The sequence below is a fragment of the Bradyrhizobium sp. CB3481 genome (assembly GCF_029714305.1).
GTDB lineage: Bacteria > Pseudomonadota > Alphaproteobacteria > Rhizobiales > Xanthobacteraceae > Bradyrhizobium.
The window spans coordinates 212,220-232,804 of record NZ_CP121647.1 but is presented as its reverse complement, the minus strand read 5'-3'; the positions used below and the strand labels follow the sequence as shown (position 1 = coordinate 232,804).

Annotated in this window: 19 protein-coding genes; 10 read left to right on the top strand and 9 right to left on the bottom strand. The window is 62.8% G+C overall.

Annotated features, from left to right (window positions below):
• Window positions 1-43: 43 nt before the first annotated feature.
• Window positions 44-730, bottom strand: a complete 687-nt coding sequence (locus QA643_RS01105; protein WP_028348340.1) for a response regulator transcription factor — start codon at window positions 728-730, stop codon at window positions 44-46.
• Between the two features lie 267 nt (window positions 731-997).
• On the opposite strand from QA643_RS01105, the gene QA643_RS01100 reads away from it, so the two are divergent.
• Entirely contained in the window at window positions 998-1,567 is a 570-nt protein-coding gene (locus QA643_RS01100; protein WP_283031376.1) for a L,D-transpeptidase family protein, read from the top strand.
• A 12-nt stretch (window positions 1,568-1,579) separates the two neighbouring features.
• Entirely contained in the window at window positions 1,580-2,365 is a 786-nt protein-coding gene (locus tag QA643_RS01095; protein ID WP_283031375.1) for a fumarylacetoacetate hydrolase family protein, read from the top strand.
• Between the two features lie 148 nt (window positions 2,366-2,513).
• On the opposite strand, the gene QA643_RS01090 is transcribed toward QA643_RS01095, so the two are convergent.
• On the bottom strand, window positions 2,514-3,191 hold the full coding sequence (locus QA643_RS01090; protein WP_283031374.1) for a YggS family pyridoxal phosphate-dependent enzyme: 678 nt from the start codon (window positions 3,189-3,191) through the stop codon (window positions 2,514-2,516).
• 129 nt (window positions 3,192-3,320) lie between these two features.
• On the opposite strand from QA643_RS01090, the gene QA643_RS01085 reads away from it, so the two are divergent.
• From QA643_RS01085 to QA643_RS01065, 5 genes are all read left to right on the top strand, one after another.
• Window positions 3,321-5,018 carry a diguanylate cyclase gene (locus QA643_RS01085; protein WP_283031373.1) on the top strand — a complete coding sequence of 566 codons (1,698 nt, stop codon included), beginning with the start codon at window positions 3,321-3,323 and terminating at the stop codon, window positions 5,016-5,018.
• Between the two features lie 132 nt (window positions 5,019-5,150).
• A complete protein-coding gene (leuS, locus tag QA643_RS01080; protein WP_283031372.1) occupies window positions 5,151-7,775 on the top strand; it encodes a leucine--tRNA ligase in 2,625 nt (874 codons plus the stop codon).
• The gene (gene lptE / locus QA643_RS01075; RefSeq protein WP_283031371.1) at window positions 7,762-8,313 is read left to right on the top strand and encodes an LPS assembly lipoprotein LptE; all 552 of its coding nucleotides are present in this window, start codon (window positions 7,762-7,764) and stop codon (window positions 8,311-8,313) included. Before leuS ends, lptE begins: the two co-directional genes overlap by 14 nt.
• A 6-nt stretch (window positions 8,314-8,319) precedes the next feature.
• Window positions 8,320-9,348 carry a DNA polymerase III subunit delta gene (gene holA, locus QA643_RS01070; protein WP_283031370.1) on the top strand — a complete coding sequence of 343 codons (1,029 nt, stop codon included), beginning with the start codon at window positions 8,320-8,322 and terminating at the stop codon, window positions 9,346-9,348.
• 2 nt (window positions 9,349-9,350) lie between these two features.
• On the top strand, window positions 9,351-9,701 hold the full coding sequence (locus tag QA643_RS01065; protein WP_283031369.1) for an ADP-ribosylation/crystallin J1: 351 nt from the start codon (window positions 9,351-9,353) through the stop codon (window positions 9,699-9,701).
• 118 nt (window positions 9,702-9,819) lie between these two features.
• Here the strand turns inward: QA643_RS01065 and QA643_RS01060 are convergent, their stop codons facing one another.
• From QA643_RS01060 to hemJ, 7 genes are all read right to left on the bottom strand, one after another.
• On the bottom strand, window positions 9,820-10,704 hold the full coding sequence (locus QA643_RS01060; protein WP_283031368.1) for a ParB/RepB/Spo0J family partition protein: 885 nt from the start codon (window positions 10,702-10,704) through the stop codon (window positions 9,820-9,822).
• A 152-nt stretch (window positions 10,705-10,856) separates the two neighbouring features.
• A complete protein-coding gene (locus tag QA643_RS01055; RefSeq protein ID WP_283031367.1) occupies window positions 10,857-11,708 on the bottom strand; it encodes a ParA family protein in 852 nt (283 codons plus the stop codon).
• Window positions 11,705-12,397, bottom strand: a complete 693-nt coding sequence (rsmG, locus tag QA643_RS01050; RefSeq protein ID WP_283031366.1) for a 16S rRNA (guanine(527)-N(7))-methyltransferase RsmG — start codon at window positions 12,395-12,397, stop codon at window positions 11,705-11,707. The genes QA643_RS01055 and rsmG overlap by 4 nt, the downstream gene beginning before the upstream one ends.
• 104 nt (window positions 12,398-12,501) lie before the next feature.
• Window positions 12,502-14,385 carry a tRNA uridine-5-carboxymethylaminomethyl(34) synthesis enzyme MnmG gene (mnmG, locus tag QA643_RS01045; RefSeq protein WP_283031365.1) on the bottom strand — a complete coding sequence of 628 codons (1,884 nt, stop codon included), beginning with the start codon at window positions 14,383-14,385 and terminating at the stop codon, window positions 12,502-12,504.
• 121 nt (window positions 14,386-14,506) lie between these two features.
• Window positions 14,507-15,844 carry a tRNA uridine-5-carboxymethylaminomethyl(34) synthesis GTPase MnmE gene (mnmE, locus tag QA643_RS01040; RefSeq protein WP_283031364.1) on the bottom strand — a complete coding sequence of 446 codons (1,338 nt, stop codon included), beginning with the start codon at window positions 15,842-15,844 and terminating at the stop codon, window positions 14,507-14,509.
• A gap of 255 nt (window positions 15,845-16,099) precedes the next feature.
• Entirely contained in the window at window positions 16,100-17,365 is a 1,266-nt protein-coding gene (gene rho / locus QA643_RS01035) for a transcription termination factor Rho (protein WP_057834504.1), read from the bottom strand.
• Window positions 17,366-17,618: 253 nt separating this feature from the next.
• Window positions 17,619-18,041 carry a protoporphyrinogen oxidase HemJ gene (hemJ, locus tag QA643_RS01030; protein WP_283031363.1) on the bottom strand — a complete coding sequence of 141 codons (423 nt, stop codon included), beginning with the start codon at window positions 18,039-18,041 and terminating at the stop codon, window positions 17,619-17,621.
• A gap of 444 nt (window positions 18,042-18,485) precedes the next feature.
• Here hemJ and QA643_RS01025 point away from each other — a divergent pair, with 444 nt between their 5' ends.
• From QA643_RS01025 to coaE, 3 genes are read left to right on the top strand one after another with little or no spacing between them, the layout of a single operon-like run.
• Complete coding sequence (locus QA643_RS01025) at window positions 18,486-19,325, top strand: pyruvate, water dikinase regulatory protein (RefSeq protein WP_283031362.1); 840 nt, start codon at window positions 18,486-18,488, stop codon at window positions 19,323-19,325.
• A gap of 10 nt (window positions 19,326-19,335) precedes the next feature.
• The gene (locus tag QA643_RS01020; protein ID WP_283031361.1) at window positions 19,336-19,944 is read left to right on the top strand and encodes a Maf family protein; all 609 of its coding nucleotides are present in this window, start codon (window positions 19,336-19,338) and stop codon (window positions 19,942-19,944) included.
• Between the two features lie 18 nt (window positions 19,945-19,962).
• Window positions 19,963-20,562: a dephospho-CoA kinase gene (coaE, locus tag QA643_RS01015; RefSeq protein ID WP_283031360.1), complete on the top strand. Its 600-nt coding sequence runs from the start codon at window positions 19,963-19,965 to the stop codon at window positions 20,560-20,562.
• Window positions 20,563-20,585: the final 23 nt, after the last annotated feature.

Below are 20,585 nucleotides of genomic sequence, written 5' to 3'. Positions count from 1 at the left end.
GACCAGGATCCGCGAAAATCACCAATAGTGGCTGCGAATCGTATCACGGCACCAGCTTGTAGCCACCGGCTTCCGTCACCAGGATTTCCGGATTGGCCGCATCCTTTTCGATCTTCTGCCTGAGACGGTAGATGTGGGTTTCCAGCGTGTGGGTCGTGACGCCCGAATTGTAGCCCCAGACTTCCTGCAGCAAGGTCTCGCGCGATACCGGCAACTGGCCGGCGCGGTACAGGAAGCGCAGGATCGCCGTTTCCTTTTCGGTCAGCCGCACCTTCCTGGCATTGGCGGCCGTCAGCATCTTGGAGCCGGGGCGGAAGCTGTAGGGACCGACGGAGAACACCGCGTCCTCACTGGCCTCGTGCTGGCGGAGCTGCGCCCTGATCCGCGCGAGCAGGACGGCGAACCGGAACGGCTTGGCGACATAATCGTTGGCGCCCGACTCGAGTCCCAGGATCGTGTCGGAATCGGTGTCGTGGCCGGTCAGCATGATGATCGGCGCCTTGAAGCCGCCCTTGCGCAGGCTGCGCACGACTTCCCTGCCGTCGGTATCGGGCAGGCCGACATCCATCAGCACCAGATCGGGGGAATTGGCTTTGGCGGCGCTGGCGCCCTTGGCGCCGGTATCGACGGCGGAAGCTTCGAACTCTTCGTGCAGCGATAGCTGCTCGACCAGCGTGTCGCGCAGATCGGTATCGTCATCCACGATCAGGATCTTGCGGGCATTGGGCATAGGATACGATCCTCTTGAGGCAGGCGGCGGACACAAGTGGAAGCGTCTCAAGCCGGGTCTTGGTCGATGACAACCTGATTCGCGCGCAAACTTCGCAGGCAAGCCAAGCTGGTACTGATTCGCATTGAGGTAAGATATTGTTACAGTTTCACAAGTTGGACCGCAGTCTATCCCAAATTTGAGGCCGGTTTCGATGAATGTCCTGTAATGGTCCCGAATGGGGCAATTATGGGCCGGGGCAGGCAATCCCCGAATTCGGGCATTGGCATGGAAAATGACACGACTTCAATCACTTATAAGACAGCTGCGCGTGATCGGCCGGTTTCCGTGATCCGGGTGCAAAGGGCTGCCGGCGACGCCCGTCGGGGATGGCTAACCACGGATGGCTGGTCCGTGCCGGTGGCACTTGGTCGCGCCGGCATCCTTGCCAACAAGAAGGAAGGCGACGGCGGCACCCCCAGGGGCACCTATCGCCCGCTGCGATTGTGGTGGCGCGCCGACCGCCACGCCCGGCCGGGGACCTATCTCCCGACCCGGGCGATCAGGACGGAAGATGCCTGGTGCGAAGACCCACGCGATCGCCATTACAATCAGCCCATTCGCCTTGTGCGCGGCCAGGCCGGCGACCGGCTGACGCGCGAGGACCATCTCTATGATTTCATCATCGAGATCGATCACAACAGCGCGCCTCGCATCGCCGGCCGCGGCAGCGCCGTGTTCCTGCATCTGGCCCGCTCGAATTTTTCGCCGACGGCGGGATGCGTGTCGATGACCAAATCCGCCATGCTGCGCCTGTTGCGGCGGATCGGCCCGCAGACAAGAATCATGATCGGCTGACGGGACCAGAACATGCTCGACAAGGATGCAATAACCGCCGCTTCGAAAACGCTGCACGACCATTGGCGCGCCGGCACCAAGCTCGACGCGCTCGACGCATCGCTGCGGCCGCGCGACCGCATCGAAGCCTACGCGATCCAGGCGGCCGTCGAACGATTTTCGGCCCAAAACCTGTTCGGCTGGAAGATCGCAGCAACCAGCGAGGCCGGACAAAAGCACATCAATGTCGCCGGCCCGATGGCCGGGCGCATCCTCGCCGAAACCGTGATCGCGGATGGCGGCACCGCTTCGATGGCCGGCAATGAAATGCGTGTCGCCGAGCCTGAATTCGCCTTTCGCATGCGCGTCGATCTGCCGGCGCGCCCGACGCCCTATACCGTGCAGCAGGTGCTCGATGCGGTCGATACGCTTCATCCGGCGATCGAGATTCCGGATTCGCGGTTTGCCGATTTCGCCAGCGCCGGCGAGGCCCAGCTGATCGCCGACAATGCCTGTGCGCATCTGTTCGTGCTGGGACCGGCGACCAGCGCCAACTGGCGCGCGTTGGACCTCGTCGAGGAGCGGCCGGTCACCACGATGCGCGGCCAGCAATATGTCGGTCACGGCAAGAACGTGCTCGGCGATCCCCGGAAAGCGCTAGCCTGGCTCGCCAATGAACTGCGCCAGCTTGGCGTAACGCTGAAGGCGGGGCATGTGGTGACGACGGGCACCTGCCATCCGCCATTGCCGATTCAATCGGGTGATTTCTGCGCCGTCGATTTCGGGTTGCTTGGCAAAGTGTCGGTGGGATTTAAGTAAGCTTCCTCTCCGCATTCGATGTCGTCCCTGCGAACGCAGGGACCCATAACCACCATCGCTCGTTGGTAACGAAGATAACTAACCCCATCGCCCTAATAGTAAAGCCGCGGCGTATGGGTCCCTGCGTTCGCAGGGACGACAACCGGGCTCACCGCGCCCCAAAGATCGCCGAGCCGACGCGCACATGCGTGGCGCCGAGCTGGATCGCCACGGCAAAATCCGCGCTCATGCCCATCGACAGATTCCGCAAGCCGTTGCGCGCGGCGATCTTGGCCGTCAGCGCGAAATGCGGCGCCGGCGCCTCATCGACCGGCGGGATGCACATCAACCCGGAAATGACGAGGCCATATTTCTCGCGGCAACTTGCGATGAAGGCGTCGGCTTCGCTAGGCGCGATGCCGGCCTTCTGCGGCTCCTCGCCGGTGTTCAGCTGGACGAACAATTCGGGACGTTTGTTCTGCGACTTGATTTCCTTGGCCAGCGCTTCGCACAGGCTCGGCCGGTCGACCGAATGGATGGCGTCGAACAGCGCCACCGCGTCCTTTGCCTTGTTGGATTGCAACGGTCCGATCAAATGCAACGCAATTCCGGGATAGGCCGCCATCAATGCCGGCCATTTTCCCTTGGCTTCCTGCACGCGATTTTCGCCGAACACGCGCTGTCCGGCATCGATGACAGGTGAAATCGCTGCCCCGTCGAATGTCTTCGACACCGCAACCAGCGTCACCGACGCGCGCTCGCGGCGCGCTTCCTTGCAGGCGCGCGCGATCTCCTGCTCCACCTGAGCAAGGCCGGTTGGTAAAGACTTCGTTAGTGGCGTCGCCATCTCTCTCGCGTCATATTCTGTTGCCGGTCGCGTTCTTCGCGGAAAATCTTACGGCATTTCCTTGAATTTTACCAAGTTCGGGAAAGGCTTTTTGAACCCTTCGCACTACTCTGTGATGTGGGGGGCAGGATGTCTGGCGTTACTTTCAACCGCAATCGGATCAAACTCAAGCTCAAGAAGCTTCTGGGCATCCGTGCGCGGCTTGCGATGCTGGCCGTGCTGCTGGTGGCGCCGTTGATGCTGGAGCGGGTCCGCTCGCTTGAAGACGCGCGCGTCAAGCAGATCGCGATGGCGTCGGAAGAATACGCCAATATCGCGCACCACAGCGCCGAGACCCAGCGCGAGGTGATCTCCTCGGTCGAGACAATGCTGAAATCGGCGGCGTACATCCGCGCCTCCAGCGGCATCGGACGGAGCTGCGAGATCCTGCGCGCCAGCCTGCCCGCTAACCTGCCCTGGATCCGGAGCATCATGCTCGTGAGCAAGGACGGCGTGGTGCAGTGCTCGACCTTGAACATTCAAGTCGGCCTCAACATCGGCGATCGCGAGTATTTCAGAAAGGCGCAGGAAACCCGCGACTTCATTTTCAGCGATTATCTGTTCGGCAAGACCAACAACCGGCCGATCATGATGGCGGCCTATCCGGTCGCCGCGATCAATCCGGAAGAAGATTCGGTTGCGGTTGCCGGTATCAATCTCGATTGGCTGTCGAAGATCATGGCCAATCTCGGCGGACGGCCGGGCATTTCATCCGTCCTGATCGACTCAACCGGCGTCGTGCTGGCGGCGCCGCCGGACCAGGCCGGCACGATCGGCCGTCCCCTCGATAATGTGCCGCTGCTCTCGGCGATCACCTACAAGGCGCTCTCCTCCAATTCCGATACGGGCTCGATCTCCTTTGCCGCGACCAGCGGCTCGAAGCGTAGCATCAGTTTCGCCCGGATTCCCGGAACGCAGTCCCGCCTGATCGTCAGCATCGACGAAGACACGGTGACGGCCGCGATCAACGGCGACATCCGGATCGCCTATCTGCAGCTCGCATTCGTCTGCTTGTTTGTGCTGCTGGGTGCGCTGATCGGCGCCGAAAAGCTCATCATCAAACCGATCGAGGTCATGACCAGCATGGCCAAGCGATTCGGCGAAGGCGACGCGTCGGCCCGCGTCTCGCGCAGCCGCCTGCCCTCGGAATTCATGCCGCTGGCGCGCGCCTTCAACGCGATGGCCGCGCAGCTCAGCCAGCGCGAGCGCGAGCTTGTCGCCACCAACGACCGGCTGACCGTGATGGCCTCGATCGACATGCTGTCCGGCCTTGCCAACCGCCGCGGCTTCCAGGGCCGGCTCGATTTCGAGTGGATGAAGGCGCAGCAATACGCCAGCGAGCTGTCGCTCCTGATGATCGATGTCGATCACTTCAAGCTCTACAACGACACCTACGGCCATCCCGAAGGCGACGCCTGCCTCACGCGCATCGGCGAGACGCTGGCCGGCATCGCCGGCGACACGATGGGCTTTGCCGGCCGCTATGGCGGTGAGGAATTCTGCCTGCTGCTGCCGAACACCAGCGCGCAGAAGGCGCTCGAAATCGGCGAAACCGTGCGCGCCACCCTCCAGGGCCTCGCTTTGCCCCACATCACCTCCAGCTACGGGATGGTCACCGTCAGCGTCGGCATTGCCACCACGCTGCCGAGCGATATCCAAACCCCGGGCGACCTGATTGAAGCTGCCGACGCCGCCCTCTACGCCGCCAAACACCGCGGGCGAAATACCGTGGTCGAGCATGGCTTTGCCAAGCTGGTGGATGAAGCCGGAATCGCGATGGCGGGGTGAAGCGCCCCGGCGCTACACCCGTTTTCAAATCACCCCTCCCCCGCCCCCAGCCGTTGCTCCGCAGCCGCTTTTGTGGCCTAGTCCGCCGTCCTCTGGATGGGGACCCGAATCCACAAAAAGCCCTGCGATTTCATGACCGCCGAACGTTACAACGCCCGTGATTCCGAGCCCCGCTGGCAAGCCGCCTGGGACGAAAAGGCGATCTTCGCCTCCAAAAACGACGATCCGCGGCCGAAATACTACGTGCTCGAGATGTTCCCCTACCCGTCCGGGCGCATCCATATCGGGCATGTCCGGAACTATACGCTCGGCGACGTGCTGGCGCGGTTCATGCGCGCCAAGGGGTTCAACGTGCTGCACCCGATGGGCTGGGACGCCTTCGGCCTGCCGGCGGAGAATGCCGCGATCGAGCGCAAGGTCGCGCCGAAGGCGTGGACTTACGACAACATCGCCGCGATGAAGAAGCAGCTGCGGTCGATCGGACTGTCGCTGGACTGGAGCCGGGAATTCGCGACCTGCGATCCCAGCTACTACAAGCATCAGCAGAAGATGTTTTTGGACATGCTGCGCGCGGGCCTCGCCGAACGTGAGAAGCGCAAGCTCAACTGGGACCCGGTCGACATGACCGTACTGGCCAACGAGCAGGTGATCGACGGCCGCGGCTGGCGCTCCGGCGCGATCGTCGAGCAGCGCGAGATGAGCCAGTGGGTCTTCAAGATTACGAAGTACTCGCAAGAGCTGCTGGACGCATTGGACGGGCTGGACCGTTGGCCGGACAAGGTGCGGCTGATGCAGCGCAACTGGATCGGCCGGTCCGAGGGCCTGCTGATTCGCTTCGCGCTGGATCCGGCGACAACGCCTGCCGGCGAGACCGAGCTGAAGATCTTTACGACGCGGCCGGACACGCTGTTCGGCGCAAAATTTATGGCGATCTCGGCCGACCATCCGCTGGCGCAAGCCGCGGCGGCGAAGAATCCAGAGCTCGCCGAGTTCATCGCCGACATCAAGAAGATCGGCACCGCGCAGGAGATCATCGACACCGCCGAGAAGCAGGGTTTTGACACCGGCATCAAGGCAGTCCATCCGTTCGACCCGAGCTGGAAGCTGCCGGTCTATGTCGCAAACTTCGTCCTGATGGAATACGGCACCGGCGCCATCTTCGGCTGTCCGGCCCATGACCAGCGCGACCTCGACTTCGTCAACAAGTACAAGCTCGGCAATATTCCAGTGGTCTGCCCCGAGGGCCAGGACCCGAAGACGTTTGTCATCTCGGACACCGCCTATGACGGCGACGGCCGCATGATCAATTCGCGCTTCCTCGACGGCATGACCATCGAAGCCGCCAAGGAAGAAGTTGCGAAGCGCCTGGAATCCGAGATGCGCGGCAACGCGCCGATTGGCGAGCGGCAGGTCAATTTCCGCCTGCGTGACTGGGGCATCTCGCGCCAGCGCTATTGGGGCTGCCCAATCCCGGTGATCCACTGCGAGAAATGCGACGTGGTGCCGGTGCCGGACGATCAGCTGCCAGTGACGCTGCCGGAGGACGCCACCTTCGACAAGCCCGGCAACGCGCTCGACCACCACCCGACCTGGAAGCACGTCACCTGCCCCAAGTGCGGCGGCAAGGCGCAGCGCGAAACCGACACCATGGACACCTTCGTGGATTCGTCCTGGTACTTTGCGCGCTTCACCGATCCCTGGAACGAGACGGCGCCGACCACGCCCGATGTCGCCAACCGCATGATGCCGGTCGACCAGTATATCGGCGGCGTCGAGCACGCGATCCTGCATCTGCTCTACAGCCGCTTCTTCACCCGTGCGATGAAGGCGACTGGCCATATCGATATGAAGGAGCCGTTCGCCGGCATGTTCACCCAGGGCATGGTGGTGCACGAGACCTACCAGAAGGCCGACGGCACTTTCGTGACGCCGGCCGAGGTGAAGATCGAGATGGTCGGCAGCGAGCGCCGCGCCAGCATGATCTATGGCGACGAGGAGGTCGCGATCGGCCCGATCGAGAAGATGTCGAAGTCGAAGAAGAACACCGTCGACCCCGACGACATCATCGCGACCTACGGCGCCGACGTCGCGCGTTGGTTCATGCTGTCGGACTCCCCGCCCGACCGCGACGTGATCTGGAGCGACGAGCGGGTGCAGGGCGCGGCACGCTTCGTGCAGCGGCTGTGGCGGCTGGTGAATGAGTCCGCCGACATCGCCAAGCCGGCCTCGGCAGACCGGCCGACCTCGTTCGGCGCCGATGCGCTTGCCTTGCGCAAGGCGGCCCATGGCGCGCTGGACAAGGTGTCGTCCGGTATAGAGCGGCTACATTTCAACGTCTGCCTGGCCCATATCCGGGAATTCACCAACGCACTGGCGGAGGTGCTGGGCCGCGACGGCAAGCCGACGCCGGATCTGGCCTGGGCCATCAAGGAGGCCGCAACCATCCTGGTGCAGCTGATCTCCCCGATGATGCCGCATCTGGCCGAGGAATGCTGGCAGGTGCTGGGCCAGTCCGGGCTGATTTCGGAGGCCAGCTGGCCGCAAATCGAACGCGATTTGCTGGTTGAGGACACCGTGACGCTGGTGGTCCAGGTCAACGGCAAGAAACGGGGTGATGTTACCGTGCCACGGGTCGCCCAAAATCCGGAAATTGAGGCTGCCGTTTTGGCGCTCGATGCGGTAAAACTCGCCCTCGGCGGCAAGGCCGTCCGCAAGGTAATCGTTGTTCCCATGAGGATCGTGAATGTCGTTGGCTAGGACCCGGATCGCCGTCCGGCTAATCGCCGTCGCCGCGCTGGCGGCGCTCACGGCCGGCTGTTTCCAGCCGATGTATGCGGAACGCAACGACGGCAAGCCCGGCCTGCGCGAAAAGCTGATGGGCGTGGAAGTCCCGCCGGTCGATAAGCCAAATGCTTCCCGCGAAGCGAGGATCCAGGTGGAGATCCGCAACGCGCTGGCGTTCAAGCTCTATGGCAACGCCACCGGCATGCCGCCGACCCACCGCCTGGTGCTGCGCTTTAACACCACGCGCTCCTCGCTGATGCTCGATCCCGCCACCGCGCTGCCATCGAGCGAAAACTACGGAATCGACGCGCAGTACAATCTGATCGACCTTGCGACCAACAAGTCCGTCATGACCGGGACGACTTTCTCCCGCGTGTCGTATGACATTCCGGGCAATCTGCAGCGCTTCGCCCGCCAGCGCGCCTTCCGCGACGCCGAGGATCGCGCCGCCAACGAGATCGCGGAAAACATCCAGACCCGGCTGGCATCCTACTTCTACGCCGGCACCTGATCCCCGTTGGTCGCGCTCCGCGGAAAAGACGTCGACGCTTTTCTCGCCCGGCCCGACCCTGGCCGCCCGATCATTTTGCTCTACGGGCCCGACGCCGGCCTGGTCCGCGAGCGTGCCGACGCGCTGATCGCTTCGGCCGTTGACGATCCCAATGACCCCTTCTCGCTGGTGCGGCTGGAAGGCGATGAGCTGGCGGCCGAGCCGTCGCGGCTGGTCGACGAAGCCATGACGATCCCAATGTTCGGCGGCCGCCGCGCCATTCGCGTGCGCGCCGGCTCGCGCAGTTTTGCCAGCGGGGTGGATACGCTGGCCGATTCGGCGGTGAAGGATTGCCGTATCGTGATCGAGGCCGGCGAGCTGCGGCCGGAATCGCCGCTGCGCAAGGCCTGCGAGCGCGCCAAGACCGCAGTCGCCATTGCCTGCTATCCCGATACCGAGCGCGACCTCGCCAGGCTGATCGACGAGGAGGTGCGGACGTCCAATCTGCGCATCGCCGCCGATGCCCGTGCGGTGCTGATGTCGCTGCTCGGCGGCGACCGCCAGGCCTCCCGCAACGAGCTGCGCAAGCTTGCACTTTATGCGCACGGCAAGGGCGAGATCGCGCTCGACGATGTCATGACCGTCGTCTCCGACGCCTCCGAGCTGAAGCTCGATCCGATCGTGGACGGCGCCTTTGCCGGCAAGCCGGATGTGGTGGAAAGCGAGTTTGCCAAAGCGATGGTCGCCGGCACCTATCCCGGTGTGATCATCTCGGCCGCGCAGCGCCAAGCGGCGTGGCTGCACAAATCCGCACTCGCGGTCGCCGAAGGCACGCCGGTGTCGGTCCTGCTCGAAAGCGGCTATCCGCGGCTGCACTTCTCGCGCAAGGGCGCCGTCGAAATCGCGCTGCGCAATTTCAACCCAGCCCGGCTCGCCGCCATCATCGACCAACTCGGGACCGCGGCGCTCGACATGCGCAAGCAGGCAACGCTGGCATCGGCGATCGGGCTGCGGGCGCTGCTGTCGATCGCGGCAAACGCGAAGCGGCGGGGATAACGATGCCGGGTGGAGATGTCGTCACCCTCTGGCGCCCGGTTGGACCAACCGAGCTGGAATTGATCCGCAAAAGCGGCATGCGCGTGTTTCCACCACGGCTGCCGGAGCAACCCATCTTCTATCCCGTGCTGTCGGAAGAATATGCCGTAAAGATCGCCCGCGACTGGAATGTGCCGGCCAGTGGCTCTGGCTATGTCACTCGTTTTCAGGTCAGGCGGGATTTTCTGGAAAAATATGACGTCCAGAAAGCCGGCGGCGCCGCGCATTCGGAATACTGGATTCCCGCTGAGGAATTGACGGCCTTCAACGAAGCCATCGTCGGCGAGATCGGGATCGTCGCCGAGTTTCGCTGAGGCTCACCGCTTCACGCCGTCGTTCTCCGCCGTCATTGCGAGCGGAGCGAAGCAATCCATCTCACCGCACGGGGATAGATGGATTGCTTCGTCGCTGTAGCTCCTCGCAATGACAGCGTCATTTCCCCTCCAGCCGCCGCATCACCTCGTCGAGCTGCTCGAGGTTGCGGTAGCTGATCTGGACGGAGCCGCCGGGGTCGCGGTGGTTGACGGTGACGTTCAGGCCGAGCGCATCGGAAACGCGCTTCTCCAGCGCGATGGTGTCGGGATCCTTCGTCTTAGCTCCACCGCCGCTGCGCGCCTTCTGCGGCTTGCGCTCCGGCACGCCTTCTTCATGGGCGAGCGCCTCGGTCTGACGGACGTTGAGGCCTTCGGCGACGATGCGCTTGGCCGCCGCGAGCGGATCGGGCACGCCGATCAAGGCGCGGGCATGGCCGGCCGACAATTCGCCGTTCGAAATAAGCGCCTGCACTTCCGCCGGCAATTTCGTCAGCCGCATCATGTTGGCGACGTGGCTGCGGCTCTTGCCGACTTCCCTGGCGATCTCTTCCTGGCTGCGTTTGAACTCGTCGGCCAGCGCGTGATAGCCCTGCGCCTCTTCCATCGCGTTGAGGTCTTCGCGCTGCACGTTCTCGATGATCATGATCTCGAGAGCGTCGCTATCGCTGACCTCGATCGGAACGATCGGCACCTCGTGCAGGCTGGCAAGCTGCGCGGCGCGCCAGCGCCGTTCGCCGGCGATGATCTCGTAGCGATCCTGGGCGCCCTTCACCGGACGGACCACGATCGGCTGGATCACGCCGTGCTGCTTGACCGAGCTGGCGAGTTCGCCGAGCTCGGTATCGGAAAAGGTCCGGCGCGGGTTGCGCGGGTTGGGCTTGAGAAACTCGATCGGCACCTTGCGCTGATTACGCGGCCGCTCGACATGCGCGGTCTCGCCACCGACATCTCCGATCAGACTTGCGAGGCCACGGCCCAGTCGCGAACCTGTTTTGTCGGCCATCGCCGCCAGCTCCCTCGGATTCACTCAATTACTCCACTACAGAATTCGATTGATTTGCGACCGTGCGTAGGATGGGTAGAGCGGACGCGAAACCCATCACCTTCGTCGCGCACCTTAATGGGTTTCGCTTCGCTCTACCCATCCTACATTTTTCAATGCGTCCTTAGATCGCGCTCGCGCTGGATCACTTCGGTCGCGAGCTTCAGATACGCTTCGCTGCCGACGCATTTGAGATCGTAGACCAGCACCGGCTTGCCGTAGGACGGCGCCTCGGAGATGCGCACGTTGCGCGGGATCATGGTGTCGTAGACCTTGCCGCCCATGAACTGCCGGACGTCGGCAACGACCTGGTTCGACAAATTGTTGCGCGAGTCGAACATGGTCAGCACGATGCCGTGGATCGACAGGTTCGGGTTGAGCGTCGAGCGCACCTGCTCCACCGTCTGCAACAATTGCGACAGACCTTCGAGGGCGAAGAACTCGCACTGCAGCGGCACCAGGATCGCATCCGACGCCGCCATCGCGTTGACCGTGAGAAGGTTGAGCGAGGGCGGGCAATCGATCAGCACATAGGTGTAGTCGGTATCTGGCGCGGCATTCTTGTTCAGCGCCGCGATCGCATCGCGCAGGCGGAACGCGCGGCCCGGTGTCGTGCCGAGTTCGAGCTCGAGGCCGGACAGGTCCATGGTCGAGGAGGCGATGTGCAGCCGCGGCACCGCGGTGGCCACCACGGCATCGCGCAGCGGTGCTTCGCCGATCAGCACATCGTAGGTCGAGCAGTTGCGATTACGACGATCGATGCCGAGACCGGTCGAGGCGTTGCCCTGCGGATCAAGGTCGACGATCAGGACACGCTCGCCAATCGCCGCAAGCGCGGTGCCGAGGTTGATCGCCGTGGTCGTCTTTCCCACGCCGCCCTTCTGATTGGCCAGCGACAGGATGCGTGGATGGGGCGGTGGAGTTTCGTCCCTATCTTGTTGATATAACTGATCTAATTCGCTCATGCCCGATCGCCATGTGTGATCGCGGAAGGGTTGCGTCGCTCGATCCGATCGAGTTCGACGATCCAGCCGTGCCCGCCCGTGCGGCTGGAATAGAGTCGCGGTTCAATATTCCAATATATAGCGGCTTCAGTCAATTCAGCCTCTACATCTTGGCCCTTAAGAAACAGCGCTTTAGCGCCATTGCTCACAAACGGCTCCGCAAAGCCGACAAGCTGATGTAATGGAGCCAGCGCCCGTGCAGTGACGCAATCGACGCGGCTGCCAATTCTATCCACAATATCCCCGATTCCCGCCAAATGCACGGTTGCAGGTGCAGAAGTTATGCGCACGGCCTCGCGCAGAAATGCTGCTTTCTTGGCGTTGCGCTCGACCAGATGGACATTGGCACCCAGCGTCTCCGCCAGAGCAGACGCCAGCACCACGCCGGGGAAACCGCCACCGCTCCCGAAGTCGACCCAGGTTTTGGCCGACGGCGCAAGGTCGAGAAGCTGCAGCGAATCGGCGATGTGGCGCGTCCAGAGATTGGGAAGCGTGGAGGGCGCAACGAGATTCGTCTTGGCCTGCCACTCCAGGAGCAGAGCGACGTAGCGATCGAGCCGCTCGACCGTTTGAGGCGAGACGGGCGTGAGCGCGAGTGCCTCCGCCTTGTCCGCGGCCGAGGGGAGAATTGCCGTTGGCGTTTTGCTCATGTCTGAAAGTTGCTCGCTGAAAGTCGGCCATTGGACGAGCGGGTCGCCCCACGCCCGGCCGTGACGATGCAATCGCCCTGCCCGTTTCACGTGAAACAGATTCTTTACGCTGTCGCTCGCGAATTCTTCCGGCGCGCCTCGCGGTGCAGATAGGCCGCCAAGATTCCCAGCGCCGCCGGCGTCAACCCGTCGAGCCGGCCCGCCTGCCCCACGGTTCGCGGCTTTGCCGCCTCCAGTTTGGCGCGCGCCTCGTTCGAGAGCCCCGGCACATCCCCATAATCGATGCCGGTCAGGACCAGGCCTTCGTCGCGCCGGAAGGCATCGACGTCAGCGGTCTGGCGCTTGAGATAGACATCGTACTTGGCGTCGATCTCAAGGTGGACGGCGATGGCCGGATCGATGGCCGAGAGTTCCGGCCAGATGCCGCGCAGGGTCATCCAGTCGATCTCGGGATAGGCCAGCAACTCAAAAGCCGAGCGGCGATGGCCGTCCCGGTTGAGCGCCAGGCCATGCTTGGCCGCTTCATTGGGAGTCATCGTCAGCGATTTGGCCAGCGCCTTCGCCGCCGCCAGCGCAGCCATCTTGTCCCGATGCCGCTGGGTACGCGTCGGGCCGACGCAGCCCAGCGCGATCCCCTTATCGGTCAGCCGCTGATCCGCATTGTCGGCCCGCAGGGTCAGGCGGTATTCGGCCCGCGAGGTGAACATCCGGTATGGCTCTGTTATGCCGCGGGTCACGAGATCATCGATCATCACGCCGAGATAGCCGTCGGCCCTGTCGAACACGATGGGGTCAGTGCCACCAGCCGCCAGGGCCGCGTTGAGGCCGGCCACGATTCCCTGCGCCGCCGCCTCCTCATATCCCGTCGTGCCGTTGATCTGTCCGGCCAGGAAAAGACCTGGCACGCGCTTGGTCTGCAGCGTCGGGTCGAGCTCGCGGGGATCGACATGGTCGTACTCAATGGCATAGCCCGGCCGGACCATTCTGACCCGCTCAAGGCCGGGAATGCTGGCGAGGATCGCGAGCTGAACTTCCTCCGGCAGCGAGGTGGAGATACCGTTAGGATAGACCGTGGGGTCGTCGAGCCCCTCCGGCTCCAGGAAGATCTGATGGCCGTCACGGTCGCCGAACTTGACGATCTTGTCCTCGATCGACGGACAATAGCGCGGGCCGCTGCTCTTGATCTGGCCGGAATACATCGGCGAGCGATGCACGTTGGCGCGGATCACCTCATGGGTCGCCGGCGTCGTCCGGGTGATCCCGCACTGGATTTGCGGCGTCGTAATCCGGTCGGTCATGACCGAGAATGGCTCCGGCGGATCGTCGCCGGGCTGCATCTCGACCGCAGACCAGTCGATGGTGGTGCCGTCGAGCCGCGGCGGCGTCCCGGTCTTCAGACGTCCGAGGGTAAAGCCGGCCCGCTCGAACGAGGCGGAAAGCCCCATGGCTGGCGCCTCCCCGACCCGACCCGCGGGCCAGTTCTTCTCGCCGAGATGGATCAGGCCGCGAAGAAAGGTTCCGGTCGTGATCACCACGGCGCCGGCGCTCAACGTCCGGCCATCGCCGAGACGAATTCCGGTGACCCGACCGTTCGAGACGATTAGCTCATCCGCCTCGCCTTCGACCACGCTGAGATTGGCAGTCTGCCGGATCGCGGTCTGCATGGCGGCGGCGTAAAGCTTGCGATCTGCCTGGGCGCGGGGTCCACGAACGGCCGGGCCCTTACGGCGGTTCAGCATCCGAAACTGGATGCCTCCGGCGTCGGCGACCCGGCCCATCAAGCCATCTAGCGCATCGACTTCGCGGACCAGATGACCCTTGCCGAGACCCCCAATGGCGGGATTGCAAGACATCGCTCCGACCGTGGAGAAACGATGAGTCACCAGCGCCGTCTTCGCTCCCATCCGCGCAGCCGCGCTCGCGGCCTCGCAGCCGGCATGGCCGCCACCGATGACAATGACGTCGAAGGAGTCTGCCTGGGAAATCATGGCGGGTTTCTATCCCCAAGTCGCAAGACCGGAAAGCAGAAGTTTGCTTAAGCATTTGTTTCACGTGAAACGCCGGGTTCCGACTCGGCCATGTTTCACGTGAAACATGGGTAAGGAAGTGTTACTTACCTACACAGAACTCCCGGAAGATCACGTCGAGAATATCCTCGACATCGACCCGTCCGAGCAATCGCCCAAGGGAGTAGGCCGCCGCACGCAACTCTTCCGCGGCGAGCTCTTCGCCCTCTTCGATGACCTCAACACAACGGCGCAGCGCCTCCGCCGTCTCCTGCAACAGCTTTCGCTGCCGGGTCCGGCCGATCAGTCCGCCCTCGCCGCTCCCGAAATAGATTTGCGCAAATCCGACTACGGCCGCGATCAGTTCCGGCAAGCCGTCGCCACGGCGGGCCGAAATGCGGAAAACCCGGCCATCGGACGACTCGGCCACTGGCCGATCCTCTCCATCGAGATCGATCTTGTTGCGGATCAGCCAGACCGGTGCAGCCGTGTCGCCCTGCCCTTCACGCTCGACGTCCAATGAGTCCGCCAGCCACAGCACAAGATCCGCATCGGCCGCCCGGGCGCGGGCGCGGCGAACACCCTCCTGCTCTACCGGATCGTCGGTCGCGCGAATGCCCGCGGTGTCGATCACCGTCACTGGATAGCCATCGAGGTCGAGCTGCACTTCGATGACGTCGCGCGTCGTGCCGGCATGCGGTGACACGATCGCGACCTCGCGGCGTGCGAGTTGATTCATCAGCGTCGACTTGCCGACGTTCGGCGGTCCCGCGATCGCGATAACCAGGCCATCGCGCAGGCGTTCGCTGCGCCCCTGCTCCGCCAGGACTTCCTCGATCTCCGTCAGCAGCGCCCCCACCTTTGCCAGCGCCGGCGCAATCAACTCTGCCGGCACGTCGCCCTCATCGGAGAAATCGATTCCGGCTTCGATCAAGGCGGAGGCCTCGATAATCCGCGCGCGCCAGTCGCGCGCCTTGTCGCCGAGCAGTCCTTTCAACTGGCGCAGCGCCTGGCGGCGCTGCCTGTCGGTATCGGCGTGGATGAGATCGTCGAGGCCTTCGGCCTCGGTGAGATCGAGCTTGCCGTTCTCGAACGCGCGCCGGGTAAATTCTCCGGGCTCGGCCGGCCGAACATTTTCGAATTCGGACAGTGTCGCGAATAACGCCGCGAGCACCGCCCGCCCGCCATGGATATGAAACTCCGCAACGTCTTCGCCCGTCGCGCTCGCCGGACCCGGAAACCACAGCACCACGGCATCGTCGATCGGCCGCTGGCTGAGGTCACGAAGCAGGGCGCGGGTGGCCATTCGCGGCGACGGCGTTTTGCCGGCCAGCGCTATGACGACCTTTCCAGCCTGCGGGCCGGAGACGCGCACCAAGGCAATCGCGCTCGGCGGCTGGCCTGAGGACAAAGCGAAAATGGTCTGGTCCCGCGGATGCATGGCCTATTTGTCCGGGAGGTCCTGAAAAGGCAACGCGATTCAGCGCGAGCGGCAAAGCAGGTCCGGGCTCATTCTACTGTGCATGGGGTTGTTTTCGCGTTTTTGTAACCGGGCATCGCCGCAAGAGACCAAACCGCATAAAATTCAATACTTTATATGGTTAACCAATCAATAATTTCGGGCTTCTGGCTCGGCGGCATGAAAAAGGGCGCCCCCGCGGTGCGAGGCGCCCTCCCCCAAGCCTTATCTCGCGGCTCAGGTGTTCATGGAGTCGAAGAACTCCGAGTTGTTCTTGGTGTTGCGGAGCTTGTCGAGCAGGAAGTCGATCGCATCCATCGTGCCCATCGGATTGAGGATCCGGCGCAGCACATACATCTTCTTCAGGAGCTGCGGATCGGTGATCAGCTCTTCCTTGCGCGTGCCGGAGCGCGAGATGTCGATCGCCGGGAAGGTCCGCTTGTCCGAGACCTTGCGGTCGAGGATCAGTTCGGAGTTACCGGTGCCCTTGAACTCTTCGAAGATGACTTCGTCCATGCGGCTGCCCGTATCGACCAGCGCGGTCGCGATGATGGTGAGCGAACCGCCCTCCTCGATGTTTCGCGCGGCGCCGAAGAATCGCTTCGGCCGCTGCAACGCGTTGGCATCGACACCGCCGGTCAGCACCTTGCCGGATGACGGCACCACCGTGTTGTAAGCGCGGCCCAGACGCGTGATCGAGTCGAGCAGGATCACGACATCGCGGCCGTGCTCAACCAGGCGCTTCGCCTTCTCGATCACCATCTCGGCGACCTGGACGTGACGCACGGCGGGTTCGTCGAAGGTCGACGACACCACCTCGCCCTTCACCGAGCGCTGCATGTCCGTGACTTCTTCCGGACGCTCGTCGATCAGAAGAACGATGAGATAGCATTCGGGATGATTGGCAGTGATGGAGTGCGCGATGTTCTGCATCAGCACCGTCTTGCCGGTGCGCGGCGGCGCCACGATCAAAGCGCGCTGGCCCTTGCCGATCGGCGCGACGATGTCGATCACGCGTGCAGAGAGATCTTTTCGCGTCGGGTCTTCGAGCTCGAGGCGGAAGCGTTGGTCCGGAAACAGCGGCGTGAGGTTGTCGAAATTGACCTTGTGCTTGGACTTTTCCGGATCTTCGAAATTGAGCGTGTTGACCTTGAGCAGTGCGAAATAGCGTTCGCCTTCTTTCGGGCTGCGGATATGGCCTTCGATGGTGTCACCGGTGCGAAGACCGAAGCGGCGGATCTGCGACGGCGAGACATAGATGTCGTCGGGGCCGGGCAGGTAGTTGGCGTCGGGAGAGCGGAGGAAGCCGAAGCCGTCGGAGAGAACCTCGACGACGCCTTCACCGATAATATCGATTTCCTGGATCGCGAGCTGCTTGAGGATGGCGAACATCAGCTCCTGCTTGCGCATGGTGCTGGCATTTTCGACCCCGCTCTCTTCGGCGAACGTGACGAGCTCGGCCGGCGTTTTCGATTTGAGGTCTTGGAGTTTCATTTCCCGCATTGGGGTCGTCCTGTGGGGTGTCTTCTGGAAGGGTGCGAGGTGGCTTTGAGAAAAAGCGGCCACGGAAAAAGGAAGGTCCGCAGATCTGAGCAAGGAAAGCGCCGGTGAGGCATCAAACCTGATGCGGCGGCCGGTCCAATGAGGAGCCGGAACGCAGCCACATCCGCCTGCGTAGGGTGGGATTTAGACAATATAGAAAATCGCTTGCTGCTTCGCAAGCTGGTGTGAAACCGGCCGCCTAGCGAAAATGAGGCTAGAACGGCTTCACGATCACCAGGATGACGATGAAAATCATCAGGACGGTCGGTATTTCATTGATAATACGATAGAATTTCTGGCTTTTGGTATTCCGGTCAGCGGCGAAATCCTTGACCCAGCGGACAAAAAAGCCGTGGACGCCCGACATGATGAGCACCAGCGTCAGCTTGGCGTGAAACCAGGGCGACGTGTACCAATGGCCGCTCCACACCAGGTAGAGCCCGGCCAGCCAGGTGACCATCATCGCCGGGTTGATGATCAGCTTCAAAAGCCGCCATTCCATCACCTTGAAAGTCTCGGACTGCTTCGATCCGATCTCGGCCTCGCAATGATAAACGAACAGCCGCGGCAGATAGAGCATGCCAGCCATCCAGGAGATGACCGCGATCACATGCAGCGCCTTGATCCACTCATACATTGCAGCCGTCTCGTCCCGGAACGTTCGTGATGCCTCAGCGTTGCGAAAGAACTCCGCCAACGTGGGACGCAAGACATATCCGCAAAGCTCCGCTTCTCTAAACTAATAATTTTAGAATCTTAGGGGTTTGAGTCTGAGTAGCGGTGATTTGGACTCACACAACGCGGTCCCTAATCTCTTAAGGGCTTGTTCACATCCCCCGCAAATCTTGGCCGGCCTCCGGACCATCGGCATAACGCCACGCGCATCAATTGCTTGCGCTGATCCGTGGCCAGCTTATCAAGAGACAAATCCACATCTTCTCATTATCATTGCCGGCAGACGGCGGACTTGTCCTCGCGGGGGCCCTGTGAAGAAACCGGAGGGTTATCCATGGGGCAGGGGCGCAGGGCCTGATAACGCGGTTAAGCTCCACAGGATTCACAGGATTACACAGGGGTTCGGGTGCCCACGACCGGCAACTATTTTCATCTTCATCTAGTCTCGGATTCGACCGGCGAGACGCTGATCACGGTGGCGCGCGCGGTGGCCGCGCAATACGCCAACGTGACCGCGGTCGAGCACGTCTATCCATTGGTGCGCAGCCAGAAGCAGCTTGACCGCGTGCTCGACGAGATCGAGGAGGCGCCGGGCATCGTGCTGTTCACGCTGCTGGAGAAGGACCTGGTCGGCCGTCTCGAAGCCAAGTGCAGGGACATCAATATCCCGAGCCTCTCGATCATCGGACCGGTGATGCAATTGTTCGAGGCGTATCTCGGCGCGGCAACGACGGGCAGGGTAGGTGCCCAGCACGTTTTGAATGCCGAATATTTCAAGCGCATCGATGCGCTCAACTACACCATGATGCATGATGACGGGCAGCACGTCGAAGGCCTGGAGGAGGCCGACGTGGTTCTGGTCGGCGTGTCCCGCACCTCGAAGACGCCGACCTCGATCTATCTCGCCAACCGCGGCGTTCGTACTGCGAATGTGCCGCTGGTGCCGGGCATTCCGCTGCCGCATCAGCTCGAGGCCTTGAAGAAGCCGCTGGTCGTCAGCCTTCATGCGACGCCGGAGCGGCTGATCCAGGTCCGGCAAAACCGACTGCTGAGCATGGGCGCCGATACGCCCAATGATGATTACATCGATCGTCAGGCAGTGGCTGACGAGGTCGCCTATGCCCGCAAGCTAAGTGCAAAATTCAGTTGGGCGCAGCTCGACGTGACGCGCCGCTCGATCGAGGAAACCGCCGCGGCCGTGTTAAAACTGTTCACCGATCGCCAGCGGCAACGGCTGGCCGAATGACGCTGCTGCGATGACCATCTGGCGTGTGCAACGTCCACTGATCCTAGCCTCGCAGAGCCGCGCGCGGCAGATGCTGCTCGCCAATGCCGGCCTCCCTTTCGAGGCGGTGCCCGCCGATATCGATGAGCGCGCAATCCAGCAGCAATCGGGCTTGCTTAAGCCCGGAGAGATTGCCGCGCTTCTGGCGCAGGAAAAAGCGCTGTTCGTTTCGGCCAAGATGCCGGACCGCTATGTGGTCGGCGCCGACCAGACGCTGGCGCTCGGCCAGCGATTGTTCTCCAAGCCGGCAGGCCGCGCGCAGGCGGCGGAGCAACTACGCGCCCTGGCCGGGAATACGCACGAGCTGCATTCCGCCGTTTCGGTGGCTCGGGATGGCAAGCTGTTGTTTTCCGGGATTTCGATCGCGCGCATGACCATGCGCCAGTTGAGCGGCGAGGACATACGGATCTATCTGGATACGGCTGGCGACGCCGTCACGACTAGTGTCGGGGCCTATCAGTTGGAGGGGCTCGGCGTGCATTTGTTCGAGCGCATCGAGGGCGACCATTTTACAATTCTCGGTCTGCCGCTGTTGCCTCTGCTTGCATTCCTGCGGGGGCAGGGGCTACTCGGTGTCTGAGATGATGCGGCGGACACAATGCTAGTTCTCGGTCTCACCGGCTCGATCGGCATGGGCAAGTCCACGACGGGAAAGCTGTTCGTGGAAGCGGGCGTGCCGCTGTATGACGCCGATGCCGAGGTCCACAAGCTCTATGAGGGCGCAGCGGTTCCGGCGATCGAGGCGGCCTTTCCCGGCACGACGTCGAATGGCAAGGTCGATCGGCAAAAGCTCAGCGAGCGTGTGGTGCATGATCCCGCGGCCATGAAGCAGCTCGAGCAGATCGTCCATCCCATGCTCGGCGCCGGCCGGCAGAAATTCTTCGCCGATGCCGAGCGCGCCGGCGTGCCTGTCGTCGTGGTGGATGTGCCGCTGCTCTACGAGACTGGCGGCGAGAAGCGCGTCGATGCCGTGGTCGTGGTGACGACCTCGCCGGAACTACAGCGCGAGCGGGTGCTGGCGCGCGGCACCATGGATGCCGCAAAACTCGATTCCATCATTGCGCGCCAGGTACCCGACGCAGAGAAGCGGAAGCGCGCCGATTTCGTGGTGGATACCTCCCACGGCCTCGACCCTGTGCGGGCGCAAATCAAGGACATTCTGGCCGCGGTTGTTAAGATGCCGCAGCGGCGGAGCTGATTCGCCGGACCTCAGCGTTAAGC

Bases quoted from the DNA above. Each gene is read 5' to 3' on its own strand.
- QA643_RS01095 (WP_283031375.1), top strand. From the start codon at position 1,580: ATGCTCGACAAGGATGCAATAACCGCCGCTTCGAAAACGCTGCACGAC.
- hemJ (WP_283031363.1), bottom strand. From the start codon at position 18,041: ATGTATGAGTGGATCAAGGCGCTGCATGTGATCGCGGTCATCTCCTGG.
- QA643_RS01060 (WP_283031368.1), bottom strand. From the start codon at position 10,704: ATGGCCGACAAAACAGGTTCGCGACTGGGCCGTGGCCTCGCAAGTCTG.
- QA643_RS01105 (WP_028348340.1), bottom strand. From the start codon at position 730: ATGCCCAATGCCCGCAAGATCCTGATCGTGGATGACGATACCGATCTG.
- QA643_RS01090 (WP_283031374.1), bottom strand. From the start codon at position 3,191: ATGGCGACGCCACTAACGAAGTCTTTACCAACCGGCCTTGCTCAGGTG.
- mnmE (WP_283031364.1), bottom strand. From the start codon at position 15,844: ATGCATCCGCGGGACCAGACCATTTTCGCTTTGTCCTCAGGCCAGCCG.
- QA643_RS01055 (WP_283031367.1), bottom strand. From the start codon at position 11,708: ATGAGCGAATTAGATCAGTTATATCAACAAGATAGGGACGAAACTCCA.
- QA643_RS01065 (WP_283031369.1), top strand. From the start codon at position 9,351: ATGCCGGGTGGAGATGTCGTCACCCTCTGGCGCCCGGTTGGACCAACC.
- QA643_RS01085 (WP_283031373.1), top strand. From the start codon at position 3,321: ATGTCTGGCGTTACTTTCAACCGCAATCGGATCAAACTCAAGCTCAAG.
- QA643_RS01100 (WP_283031376.1), top strand. From the start codon at position 998: ATGGAAAATGACACGACTTCAATCACTTATAAGACAGCTGCGCGTGAT.
- rsmG (WP_283031366.1), bottom strand. From the start codon at position 12,397: ATGAGCAAAACGCCAACGGCAATTCTCCCCTCGGCCGCGGACAAGGCG.
- lptE (WP_283031371.1), top strand. From the start codon at position 7,762: ATGTCGTTGGCTAGGACCCGGATCGCCGTCCGGCTAATCGCCGTCGCC.
- leuS (WP_283031372.1), top strand. From the start codon at position 5,151: ATGACCGCCGAACGTTACAACGCCCGTGATTCCGAGCCCCGCTGGCAA.
- QA643_RS01020 (WP_283031361.1), top strand. From the start codon at position 19,336: ATGACCATCTGGCGTGTGCAACGTCCACTGATCCTAGCCTCGCAGAGC.
- mnmG (WP_283031365.1), bottom strand. From the start codon at position 14,385: ATGATTTCCCAGGCAGACTCCTTCGACGTCATTGTCATCGGTGGCGGC.
- coaE (WP_283031360.1), top strand. From the start codon at position 19,963: ATGCTAGTTCTCGGTCTCACCGGCTCGATCGGCATGGGCAAGTCCACG.
- rho (WP_057834504.1), bottom strand. From the start codon at position 17,365: ATGCGGGAAATGAAACTCCAAGACCTCAAATCGAAAACGCCGGCCGAG.